The following is a 21,865-nucleotide window of genomic DNA, read 5'->3' as shown; positions in this document are numbered from 1 at the left end:
CGCGGCGCGACTACTTCCGGCGTCGGGCTCCCCACGCGGCGATGGCGACGCCGATCACGACGGTGATGGGCCCGATGATCGACCACGTGGTGGTGTTCGACATCGGGCTGCCGCCGACGACGCCGAACCCCTGGAGAGCCCAGAGTGCGCCGAAGCAGGCGACGACGATTCCCAGGCCCAGAATGGCAATGCGCATGGGACCGAGAATAGTGCGCCTAGTTCAGCGCCAGCCCAGCTCCGGCGCAACGTGGGTGAGCAGGCTCTCGATCACGTGCGTGCTGTAGTCGACGCCGAGCTGGTTGGGGACGGTCAGCAGCAGGGTGTCGGCCGCGGCAATCGCCTCGTCCTCGGCAAGTTCAGCGGCCAACTTGTCTGGCTCCGCCGCGTAGGTCTTGCCGAAGCGAGCGTTGACGCCGTCGAGGGCGCCGACCTGATCGGTGCTGTGACGGTCGCGCCAGAAGAATTGCTTGTCCTGCTCGTCGACGATCGGAAAGATGCTGCGGCTCACCGAGACGCGCGGTTCACGCTCGTGTCCGGCCGCCTTCCAGGCGTCGCGAAATCGCTGGATCTGCTCGGCCTGCAGCTGGTGGAAGGGCACACCGGTGTCCTCGCTCAACAGTGTCGAGCTCATCAAGTTCATGCCCTGCCGAGCGGTCCATTCAGCGGTGGCCCGGGTACCGGCACCCCACCAGATCCGGTCGCGCAGCCCAGGTGAATGCGGCTCGATTCGCAGCAGACCTGGCGGGTTGGCGAACATGGGGCGTGGATTGGGCTGCGCGAACCCCTCGCCCTTCAACGTCTCGAGGAAGACTCGGGTGTGCTCACGGGCCATGTCACCACCGTCGGGGTCGCCCTCGTCGGGCGTATGACCGAAGTAGCGGTAACCCTGGATCACCTGCTCTGGCGAACCGCGGCTGATGCCGAGCTGCAGCCTGCCACCGGAGATCAAATCCGCGGCGCCGGCATCCTCGGCCATGTAGAGCGGGTTCTCGTAACGCATGTCGATGATGCCCGTGCCGAGCTCGATGCGGCTCGTGCGGGCGGCCGCCGCGGCGAGCAGCGGGAACGGCGAGGCGAGCTGCCTGGCGAAGTGGTGCACGCGAAAGTACGCCCCATCGGCTCCCACTTCCTCCGCCGCCACCGCCAGCTCGATCGACTGCAGCAGAGAGTCCGCCGCGGAGCGGACCTGGGAGTACGGGCTGTCCGACCAGTGTCCAAACGACAAGAAGCCGATGTTCTTCATGGTGCCCTCAACGAGCGGTGGTCGTCGTGTGTTCCGGCCCGTCACCGCCGCAACCGCGCGTTGATCGTCGCGAACACGCTCCACCCCACCAGCGTGCCGAGGGCGATGGAGAAGATCGCCGCTACCGTGCTGCCGAGCGTCATGACGTCGCCCTCGCCAGCCACGGCCTCGCCGAGCGTCTCGAAGCTCAGCGCGCCAGGCACCATCGCCCAGAAGGCCGCCAGCATCATCACGATGGCCGGGGGCGAGGTCTTGATACGCGCGCCGAGCATCGCGACGGGCACCACCAGAAAGGCTCCTACCGCACCGGAATGCGTTGGCGAGAGGAACATTCCGCCAACCTTCTGCCCGACCAGGGCGACCCCGACGATCAGCACCAGCCACGCCAACGAGCCCTTGGGCGCCGAGAGGTAGACGTACAACCCGATCGCGATCACCACCACCGCCACGTAGAGGGACCAGCTACCCATCTGCGCCGAGGGCTGCTGCGGGACCAGACTCGCACCGAGGTGGATGCCCAAGCCCACGCCGAACACCAGCAACATCAACTGCATGACTCCGTAGATCAACCGGGTGGCGCCGCTGACCATCTGCGCGCTGGCCAACTCCATTGCGCCGATCGTCAAGGCAAGTCCCGGCAGCAGGGCCACCAGCGGCGGGCTGATGACCCGGAGCAGACCGTCGTTGGCCGCATCCGCGACGAACCACGTCGCCAACAGCGTCACCACCGCTGCCGCCAATGTCGGCAATACGGCGTTCAGGGTGGGGAACGGCCGGCCAAGCATGACGATCGCACCGACGACCGCGCCCAGGAAGACGTAGCCCCACAACGACGCCCACGTCGGGTTGATCACCATGCCGAAGCCCAGTGTGGTGATCGTGTAGCCGATCACGGTGATCACCGGGCCGAATCGTGGCCGCATCGCGCGAGCGGCGGCCGTTTCCCTCGCCGCGTCGGCGGCGGTGATCGCGCCGAACTCGGCGAGCTCGGCGATCGCGTCGACCCGGCCGGCCAGATTGAGTTGCGTGGTCGGGTTGACCACCGTCTCCACCTCGTAGGCGACCGTGCCCACCTGCACCACCAAGGCCGTCGGCAACACGACCACACGGACGGTTTGGTCGGTGTAGTTCTTGGCGATCGACCGCAGGCGCGCCTCCACCTGATGCGTCGGCTGCTCGCATTCGATCAGCGCGATCCCGAGCTCCCGCAGCATGGCGGCAACCTCGGCGTCGTCGCCGACCGGCCCACCCGTCAGCGCCCTGGGGACCTCCTTGCGGACGGACTGCAAGAAGCCCCGGGGCGGCCGCGCGTCATCGCTCATACCGGTGATTGTGACGGGCGGCGTGCGCCGCCTAGTCCGCCGGTGCGGCCGAGCCCCATCCGACTACTGACCCGCGGCCCGTTCCGCCAGCCGCTCCCGCTGCGGCACCACCACGTACTTCGGGTCCTTCGTCGACGCGACGCCCGCTTCGAACACGCCGAACCGTTGCAGTGCACTGCCCGCAAGCAGAGCCGCACCCGACGCCACCAGCGCCGGACGGCGGCGCCCCACGACGGCGCCGACTGCCCCGGCGACGGTCAGCCACTCCGAGGCTTGCCGCAGGCGGTGCGGACGCCCCGTCTGATATGCCTCGGCGACCAGACCCAGCCGGCGCTCCATCGTGCGCGACGCCGCGACCTCCAGCGCCGCACCCGCGACGGCCATCCGCCGCGCGGGTCCCGACTCCCCCGCCGGCGCCAACAGCATGCCCAGTCCGCCGCCGCTGGCCGCCGCGGAACCGGTGAAGACGAACGGCAGATACGGGTGCGCCTCGTTCCAGGCGGGAACGGCCGTCTGAGACAACAGGACTGCGGTGTACGACGCCAACCCCGGCGCGACCGCCGCCGCCTCCAGGCCAGCGGGCCGGGCTGCCCATCCGAGCAGCCTGCCCACCCAGGTCCGCCGCACCCGGGCGGGCATCAGCTCGGCCACTCCGGCCAGACCTGCGCCCGGCCCGTAGGAGGTGAGGATCCACGTGCCCATGCTCATCGGCGAGCTCGGCTTGGCCACCCGCAGCATGTGGTGAAAGCGCTCCGGCCGTCCCAGGTCGCCGACGAGGAAGTACATGCTGGCAAGCAGACTCACCAGAGCGCCGATCCGCGACACCCGGCGCAACTCGGTGCGGCCCGTCAGGTCGGCCCCGGCCGCCAGCATCGCCGACCCCGCCGACAGCCCACCAGAGAACAGGTACGCCGCGATCATCCAATTCCACACCGGCGACTTGAGGATCTGCCGCCCGTAGTAGGAGCGGAACTCCGCCGACGGGACGGCCATGTCGTCGCGGCCCCGGCGACGATGTCGCGTCTGGGCGTTGCGGTCCGAAGCGCCTGCCTCGCTACTCAATTCGCGCATCAGGAACGCCCGATGAACGCCGACACCGCGATGCCCACCAACGCCGACGCCGCGACGCCCGCGTACCGCCACATGGCGCCGGCGTCGCGCGTCGGCACCACCGGGTCCGGCGGCAGCCCGTAGACCTCCGGCTCGTCGAGCAACAGGAAGAACGCTCCGTCGCCACCGACGCCGTCGTCCGGATCCTCACCGTAGAGCCGCGCCTCGGTGACGCCGCGGTCGTGCAAGGCCTCGACGCGCTGCGCCGCGCGCTCGCGCAACTCGTCGAGCACTCCGAACTGGATCGAGTCGGTCGGGCACGCCTTCGCGCACGCCGGCTCCAGCCCGTCGTGCAGTCGGTCGTAGCACAGCGTGCACTTCCACGCCCGGCCGTCGGTCTCTCGCCGCTCGATCACCCCGTACGGGCAGCCGGACACGCAGTATCCGCAGCCGTTGCAAATGTCTTGCTGCACGACCACCGTGCCGAACTCCGTGCGAAAGAGCGCGCCGGTCGGGCAGACGTCCAGACAGCCGGCGTGCGTGCAGTGCTTGCACACGTCCGAGGCCATCAGCCACCGGAAGTCGGGCAGTTCGCCCACCATCTCGGCTGCTTGCTTCGTGATCTCCGGCATGCCGAGGTCGACCGGCGGTTTGCCGGGTTGCTCGATGAACGCCACGTGCCGCCACGAGTTCGCGCCGAGATTTCCGGTGTTGTCGAACGACATCCCCAACAGGTCGAACCCGTCCCCGTCACCTGAGACGGGTACGTCGTTCCACTCCTTGCACGCCACCTCGCACGCCTTGCAACCGATGCACACCGACGTGTCGGTGAAGAACCCCACCCGCGGCGGATGCTCCTCGTATCCGGCGTTGGCCGCCGGATCCGCGAGCGGTCCGTGAAAGCTGTTGCCGTGCGGCCCAACTTGTTCGTCGCTCACGAGTCCTCCGTGTGGTCGGTCGAGCGCTTCGTCGTGTCCAGGTCGGTGCCCGTCTTGACCGTGATGCCGGCCCGCTCCCGGTACAGCGCGAGATACTCCAGCAGCAGCGGTCCGCGCGGGCGGCGTCCGGGCTGGATGTCGCACGTCGCGACCTTGCTTTCCTGGATGAACACGTTGGGGTCCACGACCACGCCGAGCAGATCGTTGACGACGTCACCGTCGACCAGTCCCTTGCCGCCCCAGTGATAGGGCATCCAAACCTGGTGCACCACGTGGTCGTCGACGCGCAACGGTCGCATCCGCTCCGTGACGAACACCCGCGCGTCCACCGCCGCCCGGCTCGTCACCACGTGCGCCCACCCCATGTGCGTCAGTCCGCGTTCGGCGGCCAACGCCGGCGACACCTCGACGAACAAACCGGGCTGCAACTCCGAGAGGTACGGCAGTTGTCTGCTCATTCCGCCGGCCGTGTGGTGCTCGGTGAGACGCGCCGCGGTGAACACGAAGGGGAACACCTCGCCGTGCGCTTCCGGCGGTGACGGGTTCGACGGATTGTCGTTGCGCCCGTAGACCTTTCGGGCCGGGTTTCCCTGCTGGGCATAGATCGCGTTGCGCACCGGGGACTCGTGCGGCTCGTAGTGCGTCGGCAGTGGGCCGTCGACCACGCCGTTCGGCGCGAACAACCACGCCTTGCCGTCGGCCTGCATGATGAACGCGTCGTCGCCGTGCAGCGCCGCCACGCCCACCGCGTCCGGCGAGGGCCGGTAGTCCGGTGGCTTGCCCTTCTCGAAGTCCGGGATGTCATAGCCCGTCCACTCCCGTGCCTCGGGATCCCACCAGACGAGCTTCTTGCGCTCACTCCACGGCCGGCCCTGCGGATCCGCCGACGCCCGGTTGTAGAGCACACGTCGATTCATCGGCCACGTCCAACCCCACTCGTTGTCGTAGGGTCCCTGCTCGGTGTGCGGCTTGCGCCGTGCCGCCTGGTTCACCTCGTCGGCGTACACGCCGCTGTAGATCCAGCAGCCGCTCATCGTCGACCCGTCGGCCTTCAGCGACAGATAGTTTTCTACCGCCCGGCCCGTCGTCAGGTCGACGCCGCTGATGCGACGCAGCACGTCCTCACCCGACGGCTCGTCGCCCTCCATGGCGTAATCCCACGACAGATCCAGCAGCGGCCTGTCCCGCTCGTCTGTCGAGGCGGCCAGCTTCTCCCGCAGGATCCGGCCCAGGTGGTAGAAGAACCACAGCTCCGACCGCGCGTCACCCGGCGGCTCGACGGCCTTCTCGCGCCATTGCAGCATTCGTTGCGTCTGGGTGAACGTGCCCGCCTTCTCCACGTGCGATGCCGCCGGGAACAAGAAGACCTCGGTCCGGCACGTCTCCGGGGAGATCTCGCCGGTCTCGATCTCCGGTCCGTCCTTCCAGAACGTCGCGCTCTCGATCTCGACGAGGTCGCGCACCACCAGCCAGTCCAGGTTCGCCATGCCGAGGCGTTGCAGCCGCCCGTGCGCCGACCCGACCGCCGGGTTCTGGCCAAGCAGGAAGTAGCCGAAGACCTTGCCGTCGACCATGTCCATCACCGTGCGGTAGGTGCCGTGGTCCCCGTTGATGCGTGGCAGGTAGTCGAAGCAGAAGTCGTTCTCGGCGGTCGCGTGCTCGCCCCAGTACTCCTTGAGCAGCGACACCATGTACGTGTCGGCGTTGTGCCAGAAGCCCTTCTGATTCTTGCCCACGATGTCGTCGAGGTAGTCGGCGAGCGTGGCATGCGTTTGATTGGGCATCGCCAGGTAGCCGGGCAGCAGGTTGAACAACGTCGGCACGTCGGTCGACCCCTGGATGCTGGCGTGCCCGCGCAACGCGAACACCCCACCCCCGGGCCGGCCGATGTTGCCCAGCAGCAGCTGGATGATCGCTCCGGCGCGGATGAACTGCGAACCAAGCGTGTGCTGCGTCCACCCCACGCTGTACACCAGCGCGGCGGTCTTCTCCCGGCCCGAGTTCTCCGTCCACTTGCGGGCCACCTCGAGGAACTGCTCGGCGGGCACGCCACACACCCGCTCGACCATCTCCGGGGTGTAGCGGGCGTAGTGCCGCTTGAGGATTTGGTAGACCGACCGCGGGTGCTCCAACGTCTCGTCGCGCGGAATGTCCCTCGCGCCGCCCTCCACCGGTGGGCCGCCCGATCCGGCCTGGTAGGCCAAGCTTTGCTCCTTGGCTCCCGAGCCGCCGCCCTTGGCGCCGGTGTTCTCGTACTGCCACGTCGACGGGTCGTACGACGCGGTCGCGTCGTCGTAGCCGCTGAACAAACCGTCGAGATCCTCGGCGTCCTGATAGCTCTCGTCGACCAGGAACGAGGCGTTGGTGTACGCGGTGACGTACTCCCGGAAGTCGAGCCCGTTGGACAGGATGTAGTTGATCACCCCGCCGAGGAAGGCAATGTCACTGCCCGCGCGCAGCGAGACGTACTGATCCGCCAGCGCGCTGGTGCGGGTGAAGCGGGGGTCGACGTGCACCACCTCGGTGCCGCGCGACTTGGCCTCCATCACCCACTGAAAGCCCACGGGATGAGCCTCGGCCATGTTGGACCCCATGATGACGATGAAGTCTGCGTTGACGAGATCCTGCTGGTAGTCCGACGCCCCGCCGCGCCCGAAGGAGGCTCCCAGACCGGGAACCGTGGCGCTGTGTCAAATACGCGCTTGGTTCTCGATCTGTAACGCACCCATCGCGGTGAACAACTTCTTGATCAGGTAGTTCTCTTCATTGTCGAGCGTCGCGCCACCGAGGCTGGCGACGCCCATCGTGCGGCGCAGCGTGTTGCGGTCGGCGTCGAACTGCTGCCAGCCACGCTCGCGCGCGTCGAGGATGCGGTCGGCGACCATGTTCATCGCCGTGTCGAGCTCGAGGTCTTGCCATTCGGTGGCATACGGCGGGCGGTAGCGGATCTTGGTCAGGCGCTGCGGCCCGGTGACCAGCTGCTTGCTCGCGGACCCCTTGGGGCACAACCGGCCTCGCGAGATGGGGCTGTCCGGGTTGCCCTCGATCTGGACGACCTTCTCGTCCTTGACATACACCTTCTGCGCACAACCGACGGCGCAGAACGGGCACACCGAGTGTGCGACGTGGTCGGCCTCGGCGGTGCGTGGGGTCAGACCGAGGGAGCGCTTGGACTGGGCCGCCTTGCCGCGGCCGAGCTTGTCGTCACCGGTGAGCTGCTGATACACCGGCCACGACTCGAAGAGCTTCTTGACGTCCACGGCAGTCTCCTCTCGGACGGACGGCAGTTACCCGCCGTCCGGTCAATCAAACCACCGTCCGCGTGTGATCGACGCCGCGACGCGTAATCCGTCGTCCGTCAAGGACTTCGAGAAGGGGCACGGCCACCCGGCGGGTCGTGCCCATGGCGCGCTTGGCGTCACTCACGGTGAACGGCTGCGGAAGCGCCTTCAGGAGCTCCGTAGCTTTGCCCAGCGCATCCGCTCCGAGGACGACGCCGTCGGCGATCTTCGTCAACCGGCCCGCCCGCACGGCCGCGGCCAGTTCTGCCGGTCCCAGCTTCAACTCGGCCAATTCGTCGGCCTCCGGCGCACGGAACGGCTCGGCGGCGAGCCACTCCTCGACGGTGCGCACCGCCTGCTCGACCCGCGGCGGCAGCGTGGCGTTGGGCGGTCGGACGTAGCCGTCTGCGACGACCAGGCCCGTGCCCTCGAGCAGTGCCGGCACCAGATCGGCGGCGGGCAGCCCGGCCTGCTGCCGCACGGCTTCCAGGGGCATGCCCGCGGCGACGCTGTGTTGCGCCGACCACGAGGTCACGGCCCTCGACGCGTCGTCGCGGCGCTGCGCCCACCACGACGGGTCGACGACCCACTGCCCGATCCGTAGACCCGTGGCGCGAAATCCCATGGCGCGCAGATCATCTGACCGGGCACAAACCGGAGGCGGGGCGCAGCCGCCAGCCAGTTCCCCGGCCCGTGCGCGGGCCGCCCCGCGGCGGCGCAACCCTGGTGGGCGGGGATCGAGCACCTCGACGCCCGCGACGATCCGGTGCTCCCCCGGGTCGCGGAGCAGGCCGACGTCGCCCACGCGCAGTGGCAGCGGCCGTGCGAGCCGCAGTCGGGCGGCCTCCCCGAGCGGGCGGACGTGCACCGGCACCGCCGCCGAGCCGACGTGCAGCACCAACTGATCGTGCAGCTTGCCCGCCGAGCGCAGCGCGACGTCGACCTCCGCGGTGTCGAGCCACGCTCCTGGCGTCCGCAGCGTGTCGCCGCGGCCGACCTGCTGACGGTCGACCCGCCGTAGGTTCACCGCGACGCGCGCGACGGCGCCCACCTCGTCGTGGTCCGCCTCGAGGGACTGGAGTCCGCGGACGGTGACGCGACGGCCGTCGAGTTCCAGTTCGTCGCCGACGCGCAGCACCCCCGCGGCCAGGGTGCCGGTGACGACGGTTCCCGCACCGCGGATGGTGAACGACCGGTCGACCCACAGCCGCACGTCGGCGTCCAGGTCCGGTGCCGGCAGCCGGTCGACCAGACCCACGAGCTCCGCCCGCACCGCGTCGAGGTCGGTGCCCAGCGCCACCGGCGGATCGGCCAGGGACGTCAACGAAAAGCGTTGTCGCACCTGCTCGACGGCGTCCGCCGGATCGGCGAGGTCCGTCTTGCTGATCACCACCAGCGCGTGGCGCACGCCGAGCGCGTCGAGCGCGGCGAGGTGTTCGTCGGACTGCGGCATCCAGCCCTCGGTCGCGGCGACGACGAACATCACCGCGCTTTCTCGGGGCAGCGCGCCGCACCCGGCGAGCATGTTTCCCACGAACCGTTCGTGCCCTGGCACGTCGACGAACGCCAGCTCGCGCCCGTCCACCGTGGTCCACGCGAATCCGAGGTCGATGGTCAGGCCCCTGCGCTGCTCTTCGGCGAGGCGGTCGGGCCACCTCCCGGTGAGCCGTTGCACCAGCGTCGACTTGCCGTGGTCGACGTGCCCGGCGGTCGCGACTACGTACACGCCAGGACCGCTGCCACCAGCGCCTCGTCGTCCTCGGGCGCGACGGTCCGCAGGTCGAGGAGGCATCGACCGTCCTGCACGCGGCCGACCACCGCCGGCCTGGCGGCGCGCAGGGCGACCGCGTAGGACGCCGACAAACTGATTGCCGCGCTTGGCAATTCGATCCCCGGTGCGCCGCCGCCACCGACTGCGGCGACGCAGTCGACGGCCTCGGCACCGGGCAACCGCCCCGCCAACTCGACCGCGCGAGCCTTCAGTGACGCGACGTCCGCGTCCAGTGCCGAGGCCACCGGAGTCGGCGGTCCGACCAGTGTCGCCTCCAGCGCGGCCAACGTCAGCTTGTCGACGCGCAACGCCCGCGCGGCAGGATGGCGCCGCAACCGCTCGACGAGGTCGGCGGAGCCGAACAGCAGACCGGCCTGCGGCCCGCCGAGCAGCTTGTCGCCGCTCGCGGTGACCAGGTCGGCGCCGTCACGCAGGGCCGTCGTCGCGTCGGGTTCCTCCGGCAGCAGCGGGTGCGGCGTCAAGAGGCCCGAGCCGACGTCGACGACGACGGTCGCGTCCAGCGTCACGAGCTCCGCGACCGACACCCCGGCCGTGAACCCGCTGACCACGTAGTTCGACGGATGCACCTTCAGGATGAAGCCGGTGTCGGGACCGAGCGCGTCGGCGTAGTCGCGCAGGTGCGTGCGGTTGGTGGTGCCCACCTCCCGGAACCGGGAGCCCGTCGACTGCATCAGCTCAGGCAGCCGGAACCCGTCGCCGATCTCGATCAGCTCACCGCGGCTGACCACGATCTCCCGGCCGGGCGCCAGCGTCATCGCGGCGAGCAGGAGCGCCGCGGCGTTGTTGTTGACGACGTGCACGCCCTGCGCCGTGGGGACGGCGTCGCCAAGCGCCGCGAGTGCACCGCGACCGCGGCGGGCGCGACGACCGGTGGCCAGGTCGAACTCGACGTCGGTGGCGCCGCTGGCGGTGACGACCGCGTCGACCGCGGCCCGGGACAGGGGGGCGCGCCCGAGGTTGGTGTGCACGATGACACCCGTTGCGTTGATCACCGGCTTGAGACTGGCGGCGCTGACGGGCAGCGCGGCGACGGCGTGGTCGGCGACGTCGTCGGGCGCGATGTCACCGGCGCGGGCGAGCTGTTGCGCGTCGGCGATCACCGCCTTGACCAGCGTGCGGCCGAGCAGTCGCTGCGCGTCGACGAGCCGCGGGTCGGCAAGCAGCGCGTCGGTGCGGGGAACCCGGCGGCGGGGGTCAGTCATGACGAAGTCCATGGCGTGGTTCATGGCGGAGGCGGACGGGAATCGAACCCGCCAGCGGCAGCGACTGCCGCTCAGCGATTTTGAAGATCGTGCCGGTCACCAGACCAGATACGCCTCCCAGGCCCATCGCCCCATCATGACAGGCACGATGGAGGCCATGGCCACAGGACAGACATACCGACTGACCCAGTACGCCCACGGTGGCGGTTGCGCCTGCAAGATCCCGCCCGGCGAGCTCGAGGACGTCGTCCGCGGGCTCACCAAGGCCGCCCCGCACGATCCCGCCGGGGAGCTGCTCGTCGGACTCGACGACGGTGACGACGCAGCGGCCGTCCTCGTCGGCGACACCGCCGTGATCGCCACGACGGACTTCTTCACGCCAGTGGTCGACGACCCCTACGACTGGGGCCGTATCGCGGCGGCCAACGCGCTCTCCGACGTCTACGCGATGGGCGGGAAGCCGGTGGTCGCGCTGAATCTGCTGGGCTGGCCGCGGGACGTGTTGCCCTACGAGCTGGCCGCCGAGACGCTGCGCGGCGGACTCGACGTGTGCAACGAGGCGGGCTGTCACCTCGCGGGCGGGCACAGCGTGGACGATCCCGAGCCGAAGTACGGGTTGGCCGTCACCGGCGTCGCCGATCCTCGGCGTCTGCTGCGCAACGACGCCGGTCGACCGGGCGTGCCACTGTCGCTGACCAAGCCGCTGGGCATCGGCGTGCTCAACAGCAGGCACAAGTCGACCGGCGAACGCTTCGAGCAGGCGATCGAGACCATGACGGCGCTCAACCGCGACGCCTCGGTCGCCGCGCTGGCAGCGGGCGTCGAATGTGCCACCGACGTCACCGGTTTCGGGTTGCTCGGCCATCTGTTCAAGCTGACCCGGGCCAGCGGCGTGACCGCCGTACTGAACAGTTCGGCGGTGCCCTACCTCGACGGTGCCCGGGACGCTCTTGCCGCGGGCTACGTCAGCGGCGGGACGCGGCGCAACCTCGACTGGGTGGCGCCGCACGTCGACCTCGCCGCAGTCAACGAGGACGAAGCGCTGCTGCTCGCCGACGCCCAGACCTCCGGTGGTCTTCTGATCGCCGGGGAGATCCCTGGCGCGCCGGTGATCGGGGAACTGGTCCCGCGGGGCGAGCACGCGATCGTGGTGCGCTGAGCGCCGGTCGTTCACGTCGGCGGATACGGCAGACCGAACTCGTCGGCCAACAGGCTCTGCACGATGGTCATCGCCGCCCGGCAGCCGGAGTCGATCGCGCTCGAGAGATGCGGCTCCCGGGTACACGCGTCACCTGCGGCGAACACCGACTCCACCTTGGTCCGGAAGATGGCGTCGACGTCCACCGGTTGCGCCTCGAATTCGGCAGGCGCGCAGCAGGTCTCGAGTTGTTCAGCCAGCGACGACCGCTGCTTCAGCGGTGCTTCCACGAGCAGCCCGTCGCGGGCCAGCCGCGTCCCGTCGGCGAAGGCGATCCCGGTGAGTTCACCCCTCTCGCTGGTCAACTCGACGATCCGACGATGCTCGACGGTGACGTCGGCCTTGCCCAGTGCACGCTCGTCGGCCTCCGACAATCCCGGTCGTCCGTCGGTCACCAGGACGACGTCGTCGGTCCATCCGCGCAGCATCACGGCGGCGTGCACGGCCCGCTCTCCCGCGGCGAGTGCGGCCAGCCGCTTGCCGCGCATTTCCCAGCCGTGACAGAAGGGGCATTGGAACACCGACGTGCCCCAGAGCTCGGCCGCTCCGGGGATCTCCGGCTGGCCGTACCGCATGCCCGTCGCCAGCAGCACCCGGCGAGTGACGACAGTCGACCCGTCGTCCAGGTCGAGCTCGAAACCACCCTCGACGCGACGACCGCCGTCGACCTGCCCGCGGCGGTACTCGACGCTCGGATAGGCCGACAGTTCCGCTCGGCCAAAGGCGTACAACTCGGACGGTGCACCCTGGTCGTATCCCAGCAGACCGCCGACGACGGGTGCGGCGAGGTTGCTCTGCTCGTTGGCGTCGACCACGATGGTCCGCCGCCGAGCCCTGCCGAGGACCAGCGCTGCACTCAACCCTGCCGCGCCGCCACCGACGACGGCACACTCCCACACCTCGGTCATGGCGGGCGGTGTTTCCACGCCCGGCGCCGGCAAACCTCGGTTCGGCGGTCAGTCTGGCGTCCGCCTAGCGGCCGAATCCGGCGTTGCGCAGCGCGTCGGCCATCGAGCCCGACGGCGCTGGCGTCTCGCGTCGCCCGGAGTCCCGGGGTCGGCTCTGAGTCGGCTTGCCGCCCTTGGCCTTCGGCGGCGAAGACTTCCCCGGCCCCTTCTGCTGCGGAGTGTCGTTCAACCGCAACGTCAATCCGATGCGCTGCCGGTCCACGTCCACCTCGAGCACCCTGACCTTGACCACCTGTCCCGACTTGACCACTTCGTGCGGGTCGGAGACGTAGCGGTCCGACATCGCCGAGACGTGGACGAGCCCGTCCTGGTGCACGCCGACGTCGACGAATGCCCCGAACGCGGCCACGTTGGTCACCACGCCTTCGAGCACCATGCCGACCTTCAGATCCGCCACCTTCTCCACCCCGGCGGCGAAGGTGGCCGTGGAGAACGCCGGCCGCGGGTCACGGCCCGGCTTCTCCAACTCTGCGAGGATGTCGGAGACCGTAGGGATGCCGAACCGATCGTCGGCGAAGTCTGCCGGCCGCAACGACTTCAACGTCCGGGAGTCGCCAATCAGCTCGGCCAGCGTGACGCCCGCGCGGTCCAGAATGCGCCGCACCACCGGATAGGACTCGGGGTGCACACCCGATCCGTCGAGTGGGTCGTCACCGTCGGTGATCCGCAGGAAACCGGCACACTGCTCAAAGGCCTTGGGACCCAACCGGGGAACCTTCAGCAGCGCCGAGCGGTTGCGGAAGGGGCCCGTCGACTCGCGGTGGGCGACGATTGCCTCGGCCATTGTGTCGGTCACCCCGGACACCCGTGCCAGCAGCGGTACCGACGCGGTGTTGAGGTCCACCCCGACGGCGTTCACGGCGTCTTCGACGACCGCGTCCAAGCTGCGCGCCAGCGTCCCGGGAGTGATGTCGTGCTGGTACTGGCCCACCCCGATCGACTTCGGGTCGATCTTCACCAATTCGGCCAAGGGATCCTGCAACCGTCGCGCGATCGACACCGCACCCCGGATCGTCACGTCGAGGTTGGGAAGTTCGTGTGCGGCATACGCCGACGCCGAATACACCGATGCGCCAGCCTCGCTGACCATCGCCTTCACGGGCGCCTTTGCTCCCGAGGCCGCGATGTCCTTGATGAGTTCGCTTGCCAAGGCGTCGGTTTCGCGTGACGCGGTGCCGTTGCCGATGGCGATCAGGTCGACGCCGTGACGCGCGATCAGCGCACCCAGGACGGCCTTGGACTCGTCCCACTTCTGCTGCGGCTGGTGCGGGAAGATCGCCGTGTGGTCGAGCACCTTGCCCGTCGCGTCCACCACCGCCACCTTGACACCGGTCCGAAAGCCGGGATCGAGACCCAACGTGGTGCGGGTGCCCGCCGGCGCCGCGAGCAGTAAGTCCTTGAGGTTCTTGGCGAACACCGACACCGCGTCCAGCTCGGCGCGCTGCTTGAGCTTGACGCGCGCGTCGACCGCGGCCGACACCATCAGCTTGACCCGCCACGCCAGCTTGACCGTCGTCGCCAGCCACGCGGTGGCGGGAGCCTGCGCGGACAGGTCCACCCCCAGGGTCTGGGCGACCATCGCGTGGTAGATCTCCTCGTCACCGCCGTCGAGGTTCAGCGAGAGGATCTGCTCCTTCTCACCGCGCATCACCGCGAGCACGCGGTGGGAGGGCATCTTCTCCAGTGGCTCGGAGAAGTCGAAGTAATCCCGGAACTTCTGTGCCGCAGGCGTCTTGGCGGCATCGGAGGTCGACAGCGACGTCCGCAGAGTGCCGTCGGCCCAGAACTTGGCGCGCACGGCGCCGACGAGTTCGGCATCCTCGGCGGCGCGCTCGATGATGATGTGCCGCGCCCCGTCCAACGCCGCCGCGGCGTCGGGCACGTCGTCACCGAGGAATCCCGCGGCCTCGGCGTCCGGCACCAGCGTGGGATCGGCGAGCAGCCGGTCGGCCAACGGTTCCAAGCCGGCCTCGCGGGCGATCTGCGCCTTCGTGCGCCGCTTCGGCTTGTAGGGCAGGTAGATGTCCTCGACGCGGGACTTGGTGTCGGCCGCCAGCAACGCCGCCCGCAGCTCGTCGGTCAGCTTGCCCTGCTCTTTGATGGAGGCGATCACCGCGGTGCGGCGGGCGTCGAGCTCGCGCAGGTAACCCAGCCGTTCCTCCAGCAGCCGCAGCTGCCCGTCGTCGAGGCTGCCGGTGATCTCCTTGCGGTAGCGAGCGATGAACGGCACCGTCGCGCCTTCGTCGAGCAACCGCACGGTCGCGGCCACCTGGGCTTCCCGAACGGCCAGTTCGTCAGCAAGGCGGGCGTTTACGGACTTGACGGTCAGGCTCTGAGTCACGCCGAGACCCTACCCAATGCCGCCGACGCCCCCTGTCCGTCAGCCCCGTGTGGTCGAATCATCGAGCCATGACAGCTGAGCTCTCCCGGCAGGCCTTCGTACGCGGCGCGCTCGGCGTGGCCGCGGCGGCGGTCCTCGGGTCGTGCGCCTCTCCCCCTGCGGCGCCAGGTTCCGGGACACCGACACCCTCTCCGTCCCCGTCGGGGTCGGGCCCACCGCGCTGGGCCGACCTGGGCGACCTCGCCGTGCTGCCGTCGGACCCCACGTATGGCTCCGCCAAGACCGTGTTCAACACCCGCTTCTCGGGGTCCACGCCGGTCGCCGTCGTCATCTGCAGGTCGGTGGCCGACGTGCAGCGGGCGCTCGCCTTCGCCGCTGCCAACGACGTGCAGGTCACCTCGCGCAGTGGCGGTCATTCCTACGTCGGTGCGTCCACGGCGAGCGGCACGATGGTCCTCGACCTGCGCCGCCTGGGCGGCCCGATCACCTACGACGCCGCTGCCGCCACGGCGACCGTTCCTGCGGCCGCCGACATCGACTCGGTGCAGCGGACCCTGAGCCCTCTGGGGCGGTCGATCCCCACCGGCAGCTGCCCGTCGGTCGGTCTGGCGGGCCTCGCGCTGGGCGGCGGCCTCGGCGCCGACGCCCGCAGCCACGGCCTGACGTGTGACGCGATGACCTCGGCGACGGTGGTCCTCCCCGGCGGCGAGGTCGTGACGGCCTCGGCCGCCGAGGACGCCGACCTGTTCTGGGCACTGCGCGGCGGCGGTGCGAACTGGGGCGTCGTGACGTCGTTCACGTTCACCACGTACCCGACTACTGACCGCGACGTCGTCACACTGGCCTTCGACGGGGACGCGACGGCCGAGGTCCTCGTCGGCTGGCACCGTTGGCTCACCGCGGCCGACCACGGGGTGTGGGGCATGGTCAACGTCACCGTCGGCCCCGATCCCACGCGCTGTTCGGTCGTGTTGGCCACCCCGCCGGGGGCCGGCCCGAGCCTCGCCGACGACGTCGTCGCCGCGATCGGCGCGCCGGAGATCAGCAGGACGATCCGAACCTTCGACCGCCCGGCCTTCGTCGCCTACTTCGGCGGTGGCCCCGACGCCGTGCGACCGCGCGCCTTCGTCGCCGGCACCGACGTGGTCAGCCAGATGACCCCGGTGACCGCGGCCGCGCTGGTGGCCGCCACGTCGGCCTGGCCGCGCGACCTGGTCCCTGCGACGATGGTGGTCGAATCACTCGGCGGCGCAATCCAAGACGTCGCCCCGGACGCCACCGCGTTCCCGTGGCGGCGCCATGCGGCGAGCGTGCAGTGGTACGTGGAGACCCCGACGACTCCCCTCGTCGACGCCGCCGCGGGCTGGCTCACCGCCGCCCACGGCACACTGGGCGACCACTCAGCGGGCGGCTACGTCAACTACCTCGAACAGTCGAGCCCGGCACAGCGCTACTTCGACTCCAACCTCGTGCGTCTGCGCACGCTCAGGCAGCGCTACGACCCTGGACGGCTGATGTGGTCGAGCTTCGACTGGTGACCGCGCAGACCCTGGCAACGGTGACCGCGACGAGGAAGCCTCCGAGCGCCGACCACCCCTGAACTCCGCTGAGCCCGTACTTCGCCATCAGCAGCACCGCCACACCCGCAACGCACGTGAACGCCCCCGCGGCTGCCGAACGGGTCCCACCCGCGCGCGCCGAGGCGTCCCACCACGGCAGCCGACGATGCTCCAGCGGGGACAGCAGCAGGAAGGCCAGCGTCATCACGACGGCGAACACGGCGGCCCGCAGCGCGAGGCGGCCCCAGAACCCGGGAGCGTGCACGTCGAAGGCGTCGACCCCGACGGCGTGCAGCGCGAAGGTGGCGACCGCAATCGCGGGGATGTGCCAGAGGTAGAGCGTCATCGTCCCGCCGTTGCCGAGAGCCACTGCGCGCCACACCCGGGGCCGCGCCGCCCAGCGGCGGATCGGTCCGGCGACCAGCACGAACAGGCACGACATCCACGTGCAGTGCAACCCGAGCAGCAGCGTGGGCGATGACACGTTGGACAGCCGCTCGACACCGGTCACCACCAGGGACACCTCGTAGGGGCCGACGGCGACCGCCAGTACCGCACCGGCGAACGCAACGACCGCCGCGGCGAGCGTTGCCCACGTGTTCAGCAGGTTGCGGGCGTATGCCACGCCGATCACCACCGGGATGAGCCACACGAACACGAAGTTGGCCACGCCGGCCTCCGGGGTCCCGACGGCGATGCGAACGGCGTCCGTCGCGGCCGAGGCGGCCAGCAGGCCCACCACGACGAGCGCGACCGCACCCCCCGTGCGCAATCGCGTCAGCATCGGCACGAAGGCCAGCACGACCAGATACACACCCAGGAACCACAGCAACGCGACTGATTCGCGCCCCAAGTCGGCGGCCGATTCGGCGCCCAGCACCGCGCGCGTCACCAACAAGCCAAGAACCCACGCCGCGAGATACCAGAACACCGGTCGACACAGCCGCTGCGAGCGGGTGAAAAGCCACGTGCCCCACGCCGTCCCCGGCCGCCAGCCGTACGCACCTGCCGCGCCGCCGGCCAGGAAGAACAGCGGCATGACCTGCACGATCCACGTCACCGGCTGAATCACGGGCAGTGTGCCCAGCAGGTTGCCGATGCGCAGTCCACCGGTGTCGATGGTGGCCAGCAGCAGCGCGCAGTGCCCGAACATCACCACCACCAGGGCGGCGAGGCGGGCCACGTCGACGGCGCGGTCGCGGACGGGTGCGGAGTCGTCGGCCACCGTGGGTGCCTGCGACGACGACCGGGTCAGTTCCATGTCACCAGCATGACGGCCGACCGGCCGTGGCGGCTGAGTAGGACTACGCGACTTTGGGTCGCGGGGCCGCATTCGCCTACATTGCTCGGTGATGCGCCTTGCACTGATCGTCCTGACCATCCTCTTCGGCGTCATGGCCGCGCCCGCGGCACCGGCGAACGCCGATGCGACGCCACAGCCCGATTTGAGCGGTTTCACCACGGTGTCCACCTACCCGTACGTGATGGGCAACGAGCTGTACTTCCAGACCCCCGACGGGCTGCTGTGCGCGATGCTTCCCGACCGCAACGTCGTCGGGTGCGACGGCCGGTTGCCGGGCACGGCGCCCGAGGTGAACGAGATCGGTCTGAGCCCCGACGCCAGTACCCGCGGGTTGTCCACCACCGCGAACCATCGCTTCGTGAAGTCGACCGGGAACGCGGCCCCGCTGCTGCGCGAGGGGCAGAAGATCGTCTTCGGCGACTTCGAATGCGCGGTGGGTGCCGATTCCTACACCGCCTGCACCAAGGGTCAGCCCGTCGCGCAATGGATGGTCGTGTCCCCCAAGGGCACCGGCATCGGACCCGCCACGGCGGGCCTGCCACCCGGCTTCCCCGACCCCAACGACTTCATCCTGGGCGACGACACCTACATCGTCGGCCAAGGCGCCAAGAACCTGTTCCCGGTGTTCCACGTCGAGGGCGGTCTCACGTGCTCGATCGTGACGTTTAGCGGTGGCGAAATCGGTTGCGACGGACCACTTCCACGCGTCCTGGGGGGTGAGAACGAGGTGTACGCCCAACTGCCGGGACCCTCGGGCATCCGCCGCACCGACGCCCCGAGGTTCGCCACACCGGCCTACCCCGGCCCGGTGAAGCAACTCCCCGTCGGCCACCGCGTCCACGGCATCGGCGCGGTCTGCATGGCGATTCCCGGTGGCGTGGCCTGCACGGGCAGCGTCGACGGTGCGGTGCACGCCTTCGAGGTGACGCCGTCGGGAGTGTCGACCTACGGCGCGTGACCGCTCACGGCGTGGGGTGCTGGTGTGCCCAGGTCTGCAGGACGTTGACGTACGGGCTGGGACTGACCGACAGGGCTCCGACGAACGGATGCTCCAGGGCGAAGATCAGATAGATGACGAAACCCATCAGTCCCGCGGTCAACCCCACCGCGCATGCGTGGAGCACCACGTCGCGGGTGCCGAACAGGAACGTGAACGCCATGACCACCATGCCGCCGCCGATGAGCAGCACCCACAGCTCTCCCGGCACCGCGGCGTCACCGGCCGACACGCGCATCTTGCGGTTGGCACTCAGGTCGTTGAGCTTGACGATGTCGTGGTCGAAGAACGCAATCTCGTTGCGGCTCTGCGGCTGAACGCTCAGATACGCCGACCACACCTCGCTCATGGGGCCGGACTCCTCTTCGACGGTCTCACCACGCCGCATGCGTGGCAGCTCGTCGTCGATCACGTCGCGGGTGTAGGCGATCAGGCTCTGCCGCACGACGTCCCGCGACACGGCAGGGATTGCGGTGGAGTCGCGTAGCAACTCCGCGATGGCGCTGGCCTCGGCCTGCGTCGCGTCCTCGGCGTCGCCGAACTGCTCCCACACGACGACCACCACGAACGCGACGAGCACCGCGTACAGCACGCCGGCGAGTTGGAACACCTGCCCCGAGACCACGTTCGAGTTCTCGAGCCTGGTGTGCGACACCAGCTTTCGGAAGATCAACAGCCCGCCCACCGACAGCCCGACGACGAGGCCGACGGCGAGGAACCCGAGTAGCGGAGCAGGCATTTGCAGCAGCCAGATCACGGGCAGCGTCCCCCAGTCGCGCAGACGCGAGCCGTCCGCCTGGCAATTATGACTGCTTCGTCAAATAATCGAGCGCAATCCCAGCGCATTCGACACCGACGCCGCGAACACGCAGAGCCCCGTGGCGAACTGGCGGGCCACCGGCCCTGGCAGGTCGTCGACGTGACCGCATGCGGCACCGAGCACCCCGCCCGTCGGCAACACCGCCACCACGCCCGGGGTCAGCTGTAGTACCACCGCGTAGCCGTCGTGGTCGCCGGTGGTGAAGCTGCCGTCGTCGTAGGCGTTTCCGAGGGGGACGACGCCCACCACCGTCGCCGCGCCGCTCGCGACGAGGCGGCGTGCGAGTTCGTCGCGCGCCATCGTCGAGGAGACGTATTCGTGGGTGAACGGATTGGCCGGGTTGAGCTGCTCGGTGCTGAAGGCTCCCGTGTACACGTACCCCGTGCCGGTCGTGGCGGGGGCCGGTCCGAACACGCGACCGTGGTCGTTGGGGAACAGGAAGAAGTCGTCGGAGAACGCCTGCAGGAATCCGGCGGGCTGCTGTCCGTAGGTCGTGCCGTCGATCACGCCCTGAAAACCGGTGCTGTGGATCGGCTGGGCCGGGAAGCCGGCGCGCGTCATGGCCGCGTCCAGACGTGCCAGCGATTCCGCCGTGCTGGTGGAGCTCGGGTCCAGGATGATGACGTTGACGGGTTCCAGGACGGTCTTGGCGTCATGGGGGACGCCACCGTAGTTCGCGATCTGACCGTTGGGCGCAAGCAGCCAGGTGCCGACGTCCCCGTAGGGAGTGTGCGCGACGTCGGTGGGGCTGGGCGCCGCGACGACGGCAGCCTGGGGTGCGTCGACCGACGTGACCGGTGTGACCAGCTCGGTGACTGCGGCGGCGGGCTTGGCGAGGCCGACGGTTTCGGTCTCACGGCGGATCAGTTGCAGGGCCCCGAGCGCGACGGGCGCCGGAGCTACAGGCGCGTCGCCGGTGCGGGTGGACGAGGAGGCCTTGGCGACGGGGGCCGAACCGGTGACGGTCGTGGTAGCCGGGGCGGACTCGGCGGACGTGGTGACGGACTGGGACCCGTCGTCCGCGCCGTTGACGCGCCCGGTGGCGTGCGGCGCGGTGGTCGTGGTCGACGGCTCGTCGGATGCGGTGGCGACGGCGTCGTTGCCGGTGGCAGTGACCTTGGTGGCGCCGACGACGGAGACGGGTGACGAATGCTTGGACGGCTTCGGGCTCGTCGGGCCCGGCGCGCCGGTGTCGGGTCCGGGCGAATGCGCCGGGCCCTCGGCCTCGCGACCGCCGGCCGAGGCGGTGTCGGCCGCGGTGGTGCTCGACGACGCCGGGCGACTTCCGGCTGCGGCCCCATCGCCGCTGGTGGTGTCGGCGTACGCGACCGCGGTGCCGCCGGCGACGGCGGCGCCGATGCCCAGCGCCACCGCCAGCGCGCCGACCCGGCCAACGAGGATCGCCGCACCGGTGCCGTCAGCCGCCGCGTGGCGTGGTGAATGGGTGGACCTGCTGTGTCGCCCCATGGCGTCCCCTTGAATCCGCTCGTGGCGAGGGACACCGCGTGCTACTCAGCGGTCCTCGACCGACGAAGCGTATACGCTCCCGCGCGCGGGTGGGCTCAAGTGGCAGGGGGGAGCGATGAGCCCGTCCTCCCCCTACGGGCGTGTCGGATTGCCTCACCCCATGCCTTGCGACAACAGCCGGTCGGACGCAATCTGCCCGGTCCGCCTTCGCACGAGACGAGTAGACCAATTGACGTTTCAGCAAACCACCAGGAAATGTGACATGGTCCAGCCCGCCTTTGCCACCGGCGAACCATGGGCGCGCAGCGCTCTGACCTGGCGAAGTTTGGGGGCGGGGCCGCAGGCAACGTCACCGCAGCCCCGCGAAACGGAACTTACCTGCCC

16 protein-coding genes and 1 tRNA gene are annotated in these 21,865 nt (G+C 69.8%); 3 read left to right on the top strand and 14 right to left on the bottom strand.

The window, feature by feature from the left end:
• Positions 1-10: 10 nt before the first annotated feature.
• The 9 genes from H7K45_RS05770 to H7K45_RS05730 form a co-directional block, all read right to left on the bottom strand.
• Positions 11-196 carry a hypothetical protein gene (locus tag H7K45_RS05770; RefSeq protein WP_263994824.1) on the bottom strand — a complete coding sequence of 62 codons (186 nt, stop codon included), beginning with the start codon at positions 194-196 and terminating at the stop codon, positions 11-13.
• 24 nt (positions 197-220) lie between these two features.
• The gene (locus H7K45_RS05765) at positions 221-1,243 is read right to left on the bottom strand and encodes an LLM class flavin-dependent oxidoreductase (RefSeq protein WP_263994823.1); all 1,023 of its coding nucleotides are present in this window, start codon (positions 1,241-1,243) and stop codon (positions 221-223) included.
• A 41-nt stretch (positions 1,244-1,284) separates the two neighbouring features.
• Positions 1,285-2,565, bottom strand: coding sequence for a threonine/serine exporter family protein (locus tag H7K45_RS05760; protein WP_263994822.1), 1,281 nt, complete (start codon positions 2,563-2,565; stop codon positions 1,285-1,287).
• A gap of 63 nt (positions 2,566-2,628) precedes the next feature.
• Positions 2,629-3,636 carry an NrfD/PsrC family molybdoenzyme membrane anchor subunit gene (gene nrfD, locus H7K45_RS05755; protein ID WP_263994821.1) on the bottom strand — a complete coding sequence of 336 codons (1,008 nt, stop codon included), beginning with the start codon at positions 3,634-3,636 and terminating at the stop codon, positions 2,629-2,631.
• Positions 3,636-4,553, bottom strand: a complete 918-nt coding sequence (locus tag H7K45_RS05750; RefSeq protein ID WP_263994820.1) for a 4Fe-4S dicluster domain-containing protein — start codon at positions 4,551-4,553, stop codon at positions 3,636-3,638. The genes nrfD and H7K45_RS05750 overlap by 1 nt, the downstream gene beginning before the upstream one ends.
• The gene (fdh, locus tag H7K45_RS05745) at positions 4,550-7,813 is read right to left on the bottom strand and encodes a formate dehydrogenase (protein WP_263994819.1); all 3,264 of its coding nucleotides are present in this window, start codon (positions 7,811-7,813) and stop codon (positions 4,550-4,552) included. Before fdh ends, H7K45_RS05750 begins: the two co-directional genes overlap by 4 nt.
• 46 nt (positions 7,814-7,859) lie before the next feature.
• Positions 7,860-9,560, bottom strand: coding sequence for a selenocysteine-specific translation elongation factor (locus tag H7K45_RS05740; protein WP_263994818.1), 1,701 nt, complete (start codon positions 9,558-9,560; stop codon positions 7,860-7,862).
• On the bottom strand, positions 9,551-10,828 hold the full coding sequence (selA, locus tag H7K45_RS05735) for an L-seryl-tRNA(Sec) selenium transferase (protein ID WP_263994817.1): 1,278 nt from the start codon (positions 10,826-10,828) through the stop codon (positions 9,551-9,553). Before selA ends, H7K45_RS05740 begins: the two co-directional genes overlap by 10 nt.
• Before the next feature lie 23 nt (positions 10,829-10,851).
• A tRNA-Sec gene (locus tag H7K45_RS05730) sits at positions 10,852-10,946 on the bottom strand.
• Positions 10,947-10,985: 39 nt separating this feature from the next.
• On the opposite strand from H7K45_RS05730, the gene selD reads away from it, so the two are divergent.
• Positions 10,986-11,987, top strand: a complete 1,002-nt coding sequence (gene selD / locus H7K45_RS05725) for a selenide, water dikinase SelD (protein WP_263994816.1) — start codon at positions 10,986-10,988, stop codon at positions 11,985-11,987.
• An 11-nt stretch (positions 11,988-11,998) separates the two neighbouring features.
• Here selD and H7K45_RS05720 read toward each other — a convergent pair whose 3' ends face one another.
• Together H7K45_RS05720 and H7K45_RS05715 are read right to left on the bottom strand one after the other, a co-directional pair.
• Complete coding sequence (locus H7K45_RS05720) at positions 11,999-12,934, bottom strand: NAD(P)/FAD-dependent oxidoreductase (protein ID WP_263995081.1); 936 nt, start codon at positions 12,932-12,934, stop codon at positions 11,999-12,001.
• 64 nt (positions 12,935-12,998) lie between these two features.
• Positions 12,999-15,335, bottom strand: coding sequence for a Tex family protein (locus H7K45_RS05715; RefSeq protein WP_263994815.1), 2,337 nt, complete (start codon positions 15,333-15,335; stop codon positions 12,999-13,001).
• Between the two features lie 68 nt (positions 15,336-15,403).
• On the opposite strand from H7K45_RS05715, the gene H7K45_RS05710 reads away from it, so the two are divergent.
• Entirely contained in the window at positions 15,404-16,873 is a 1,470-nt protein-coding gene (locus H7K45_RS05710) for an FAD-binding oxidoreductase (protein ID WP_263994814.1), read from the top strand.
• Here H7K45_RS05710 and H7K45_RS05705 read toward each other — a convergent pair.
• Complete coding sequence (locus H7K45_RS05705) at positions 16,821-18,155, bottom strand: acyltransferase family protein (RefSeq protein ID WP_263994813.1); 1,335 nt, start codon at positions 18,153-18,155, stop codon at positions 16,821-16,823. The two genes, H7K45_RS05710 and H7K45_RS05705, sit on opposite strands and share 53 nt — an antisense overlap.
• 91 nt (positions 18,156-18,246) lie before the next feature.
• Between H7K45_RS05705 and H7K45_RS05700 the strand changes: the two genes are divergently transcribed.
• Positions 18,247-19,155: a hypothetical protein gene (locus H7K45_RS05700; RefSeq protein WP_263994812.1), complete on the top strand. Its 909-nt coding sequence runs from the start codon at positions 18,247-18,249 to the stop codon at positions 19,153-19,155.
• Positions 19,156-19,159: 4 nt separating this feature from the next.
• Here the strand turns inward: H7K45_RS05700 and H7K45_RS05695 are convergent, their stop codons facing one another.
• Both H7K45_RS05695 and H7K45_RS05690 read right to left on the bottom strand, forming a co-directional pair.
• Positions 19,160-19,951: a bestrophin-like domain gene (locus H7K45_RS05695; RefSeq protein ID WP_263994811.1), complete on the bottom strand. Its 792-nt coding sequence runs from the start codon at positions 19,949-19,951 to the stop codon at positions 19,160-19,162.
• Between the two features lie 60 nt (positions 19,952-20,011).
• On the bottom strand, positions 20,012-21,481 hold the full coding sequence (locus H7K45_RS05690) for a hypothetical protein (RefSeq protein ID WP_263994810.1): 1,470 nt from the start codon (positions 21,479-21,481) through the stop codon (positions 20,012-20,014).
• Between the last annotated feature and the right edge of the window lie 384 nt (positions 21,482-21,865).

Source organism: Mycobacterium yunnanensis, assembly GCF_025823185.1.
GTDB lineage: Bacteria > Actinomycetota > Actinomycetes > Mycobacteriales > Mycobacteriaceae > Mycobacterium > Mycobacterium yunnanensis.
The sequence above is the reverse complement of the archived record's forward strand: the minus strand, read 5'-3'. Positions and strand labels throughout refer to the sequence as shown.

What these genes read in the sequence shown, in the direction of transcription:
- H7K45_RS05770 (WP_263994824.1), bottom strand. Translation starts at nt 196, where the DNA reads ATGCGCATTGCCATTCTGGGCCTGGGAATCGTCGTCGCCTGCTTCGGC.
- H7K45_RS05765 (WP_263994823.1), bottom strand. Translation starts at nt 1,243, where the DNA reads ATGAAGAACATCGGCTTCTTGTCGTTTGGACACTGGTCGGACAGCCCG.
- H7K45_RS05760 (WP_263994822.1), bottom strand. Translation starts at nt 2,565, where the DNA reads ATGAGCGATGACGCGCGGCCGCCCCGGGGCTTCTTGCAGTCCGTCCGC.
- nrfD (WP_263994821.1), bottom strand. Translation starts at nt 3,636, where the DNA reads ATGCGCGAATTGAGTAGCGAGGCAGGCGCTTCGGACCGCAACGCCCAG.
- selA (WP_263994817.1), bottom strand. Translation starts at nt 10,828, where the DNA reads ATGACTGACCCCCGCCGCCGGGTTCCCCGCACCGACGCGCTGCTTGCC.
- selD (WP_263994816.1), top strand. Translation starts at nt 10,986, where the DNA reads ATGGCCACAGGACAGACATACCGACTGACCCAGTACGCCCACGGTGGC.
- H7K45_RS05720 (WP_263995081.1), bottom strand. Translation starts at nt 12,934, where the DNA reads ATGACCGAGGTGTGGGAGTGTGCCGTCGTCGGTGGCGGCGCGGCAGGG.
- H7K45_RS05710 (WP_263994814.1), top strand. Translation starts at nt 15,404, where the DNA reads ATGACAGCTGAGCTCTCCCGGCAGGCCTTCGTACGCGGCGCGCTCGGC.
- H7K45_RS05705 (WP_263994813.1), bottom strand. Translation starts at nt 18,155, where the DNA reads ATGGAACTGACCCGGTCGTCGTCGCAGGCACCCACGGTGGCCGACGAC.
- H7K45_RS05700 (WP_263994812.1), top strand. Translation starts at nt 18,247, where the DNA reads ATGCGCCTTGCACTGATCGTCCTGACCATCCTCTTCGGCGTCATGGCC.
- H7K45_RS05690 (WP_263994810.1), bottom strand. Translation starts at nt 21,481, where the DNA reads ATGGGGCGACACAGCAGGTCCACCCATTCACCACGCCACGCGGCGGCT.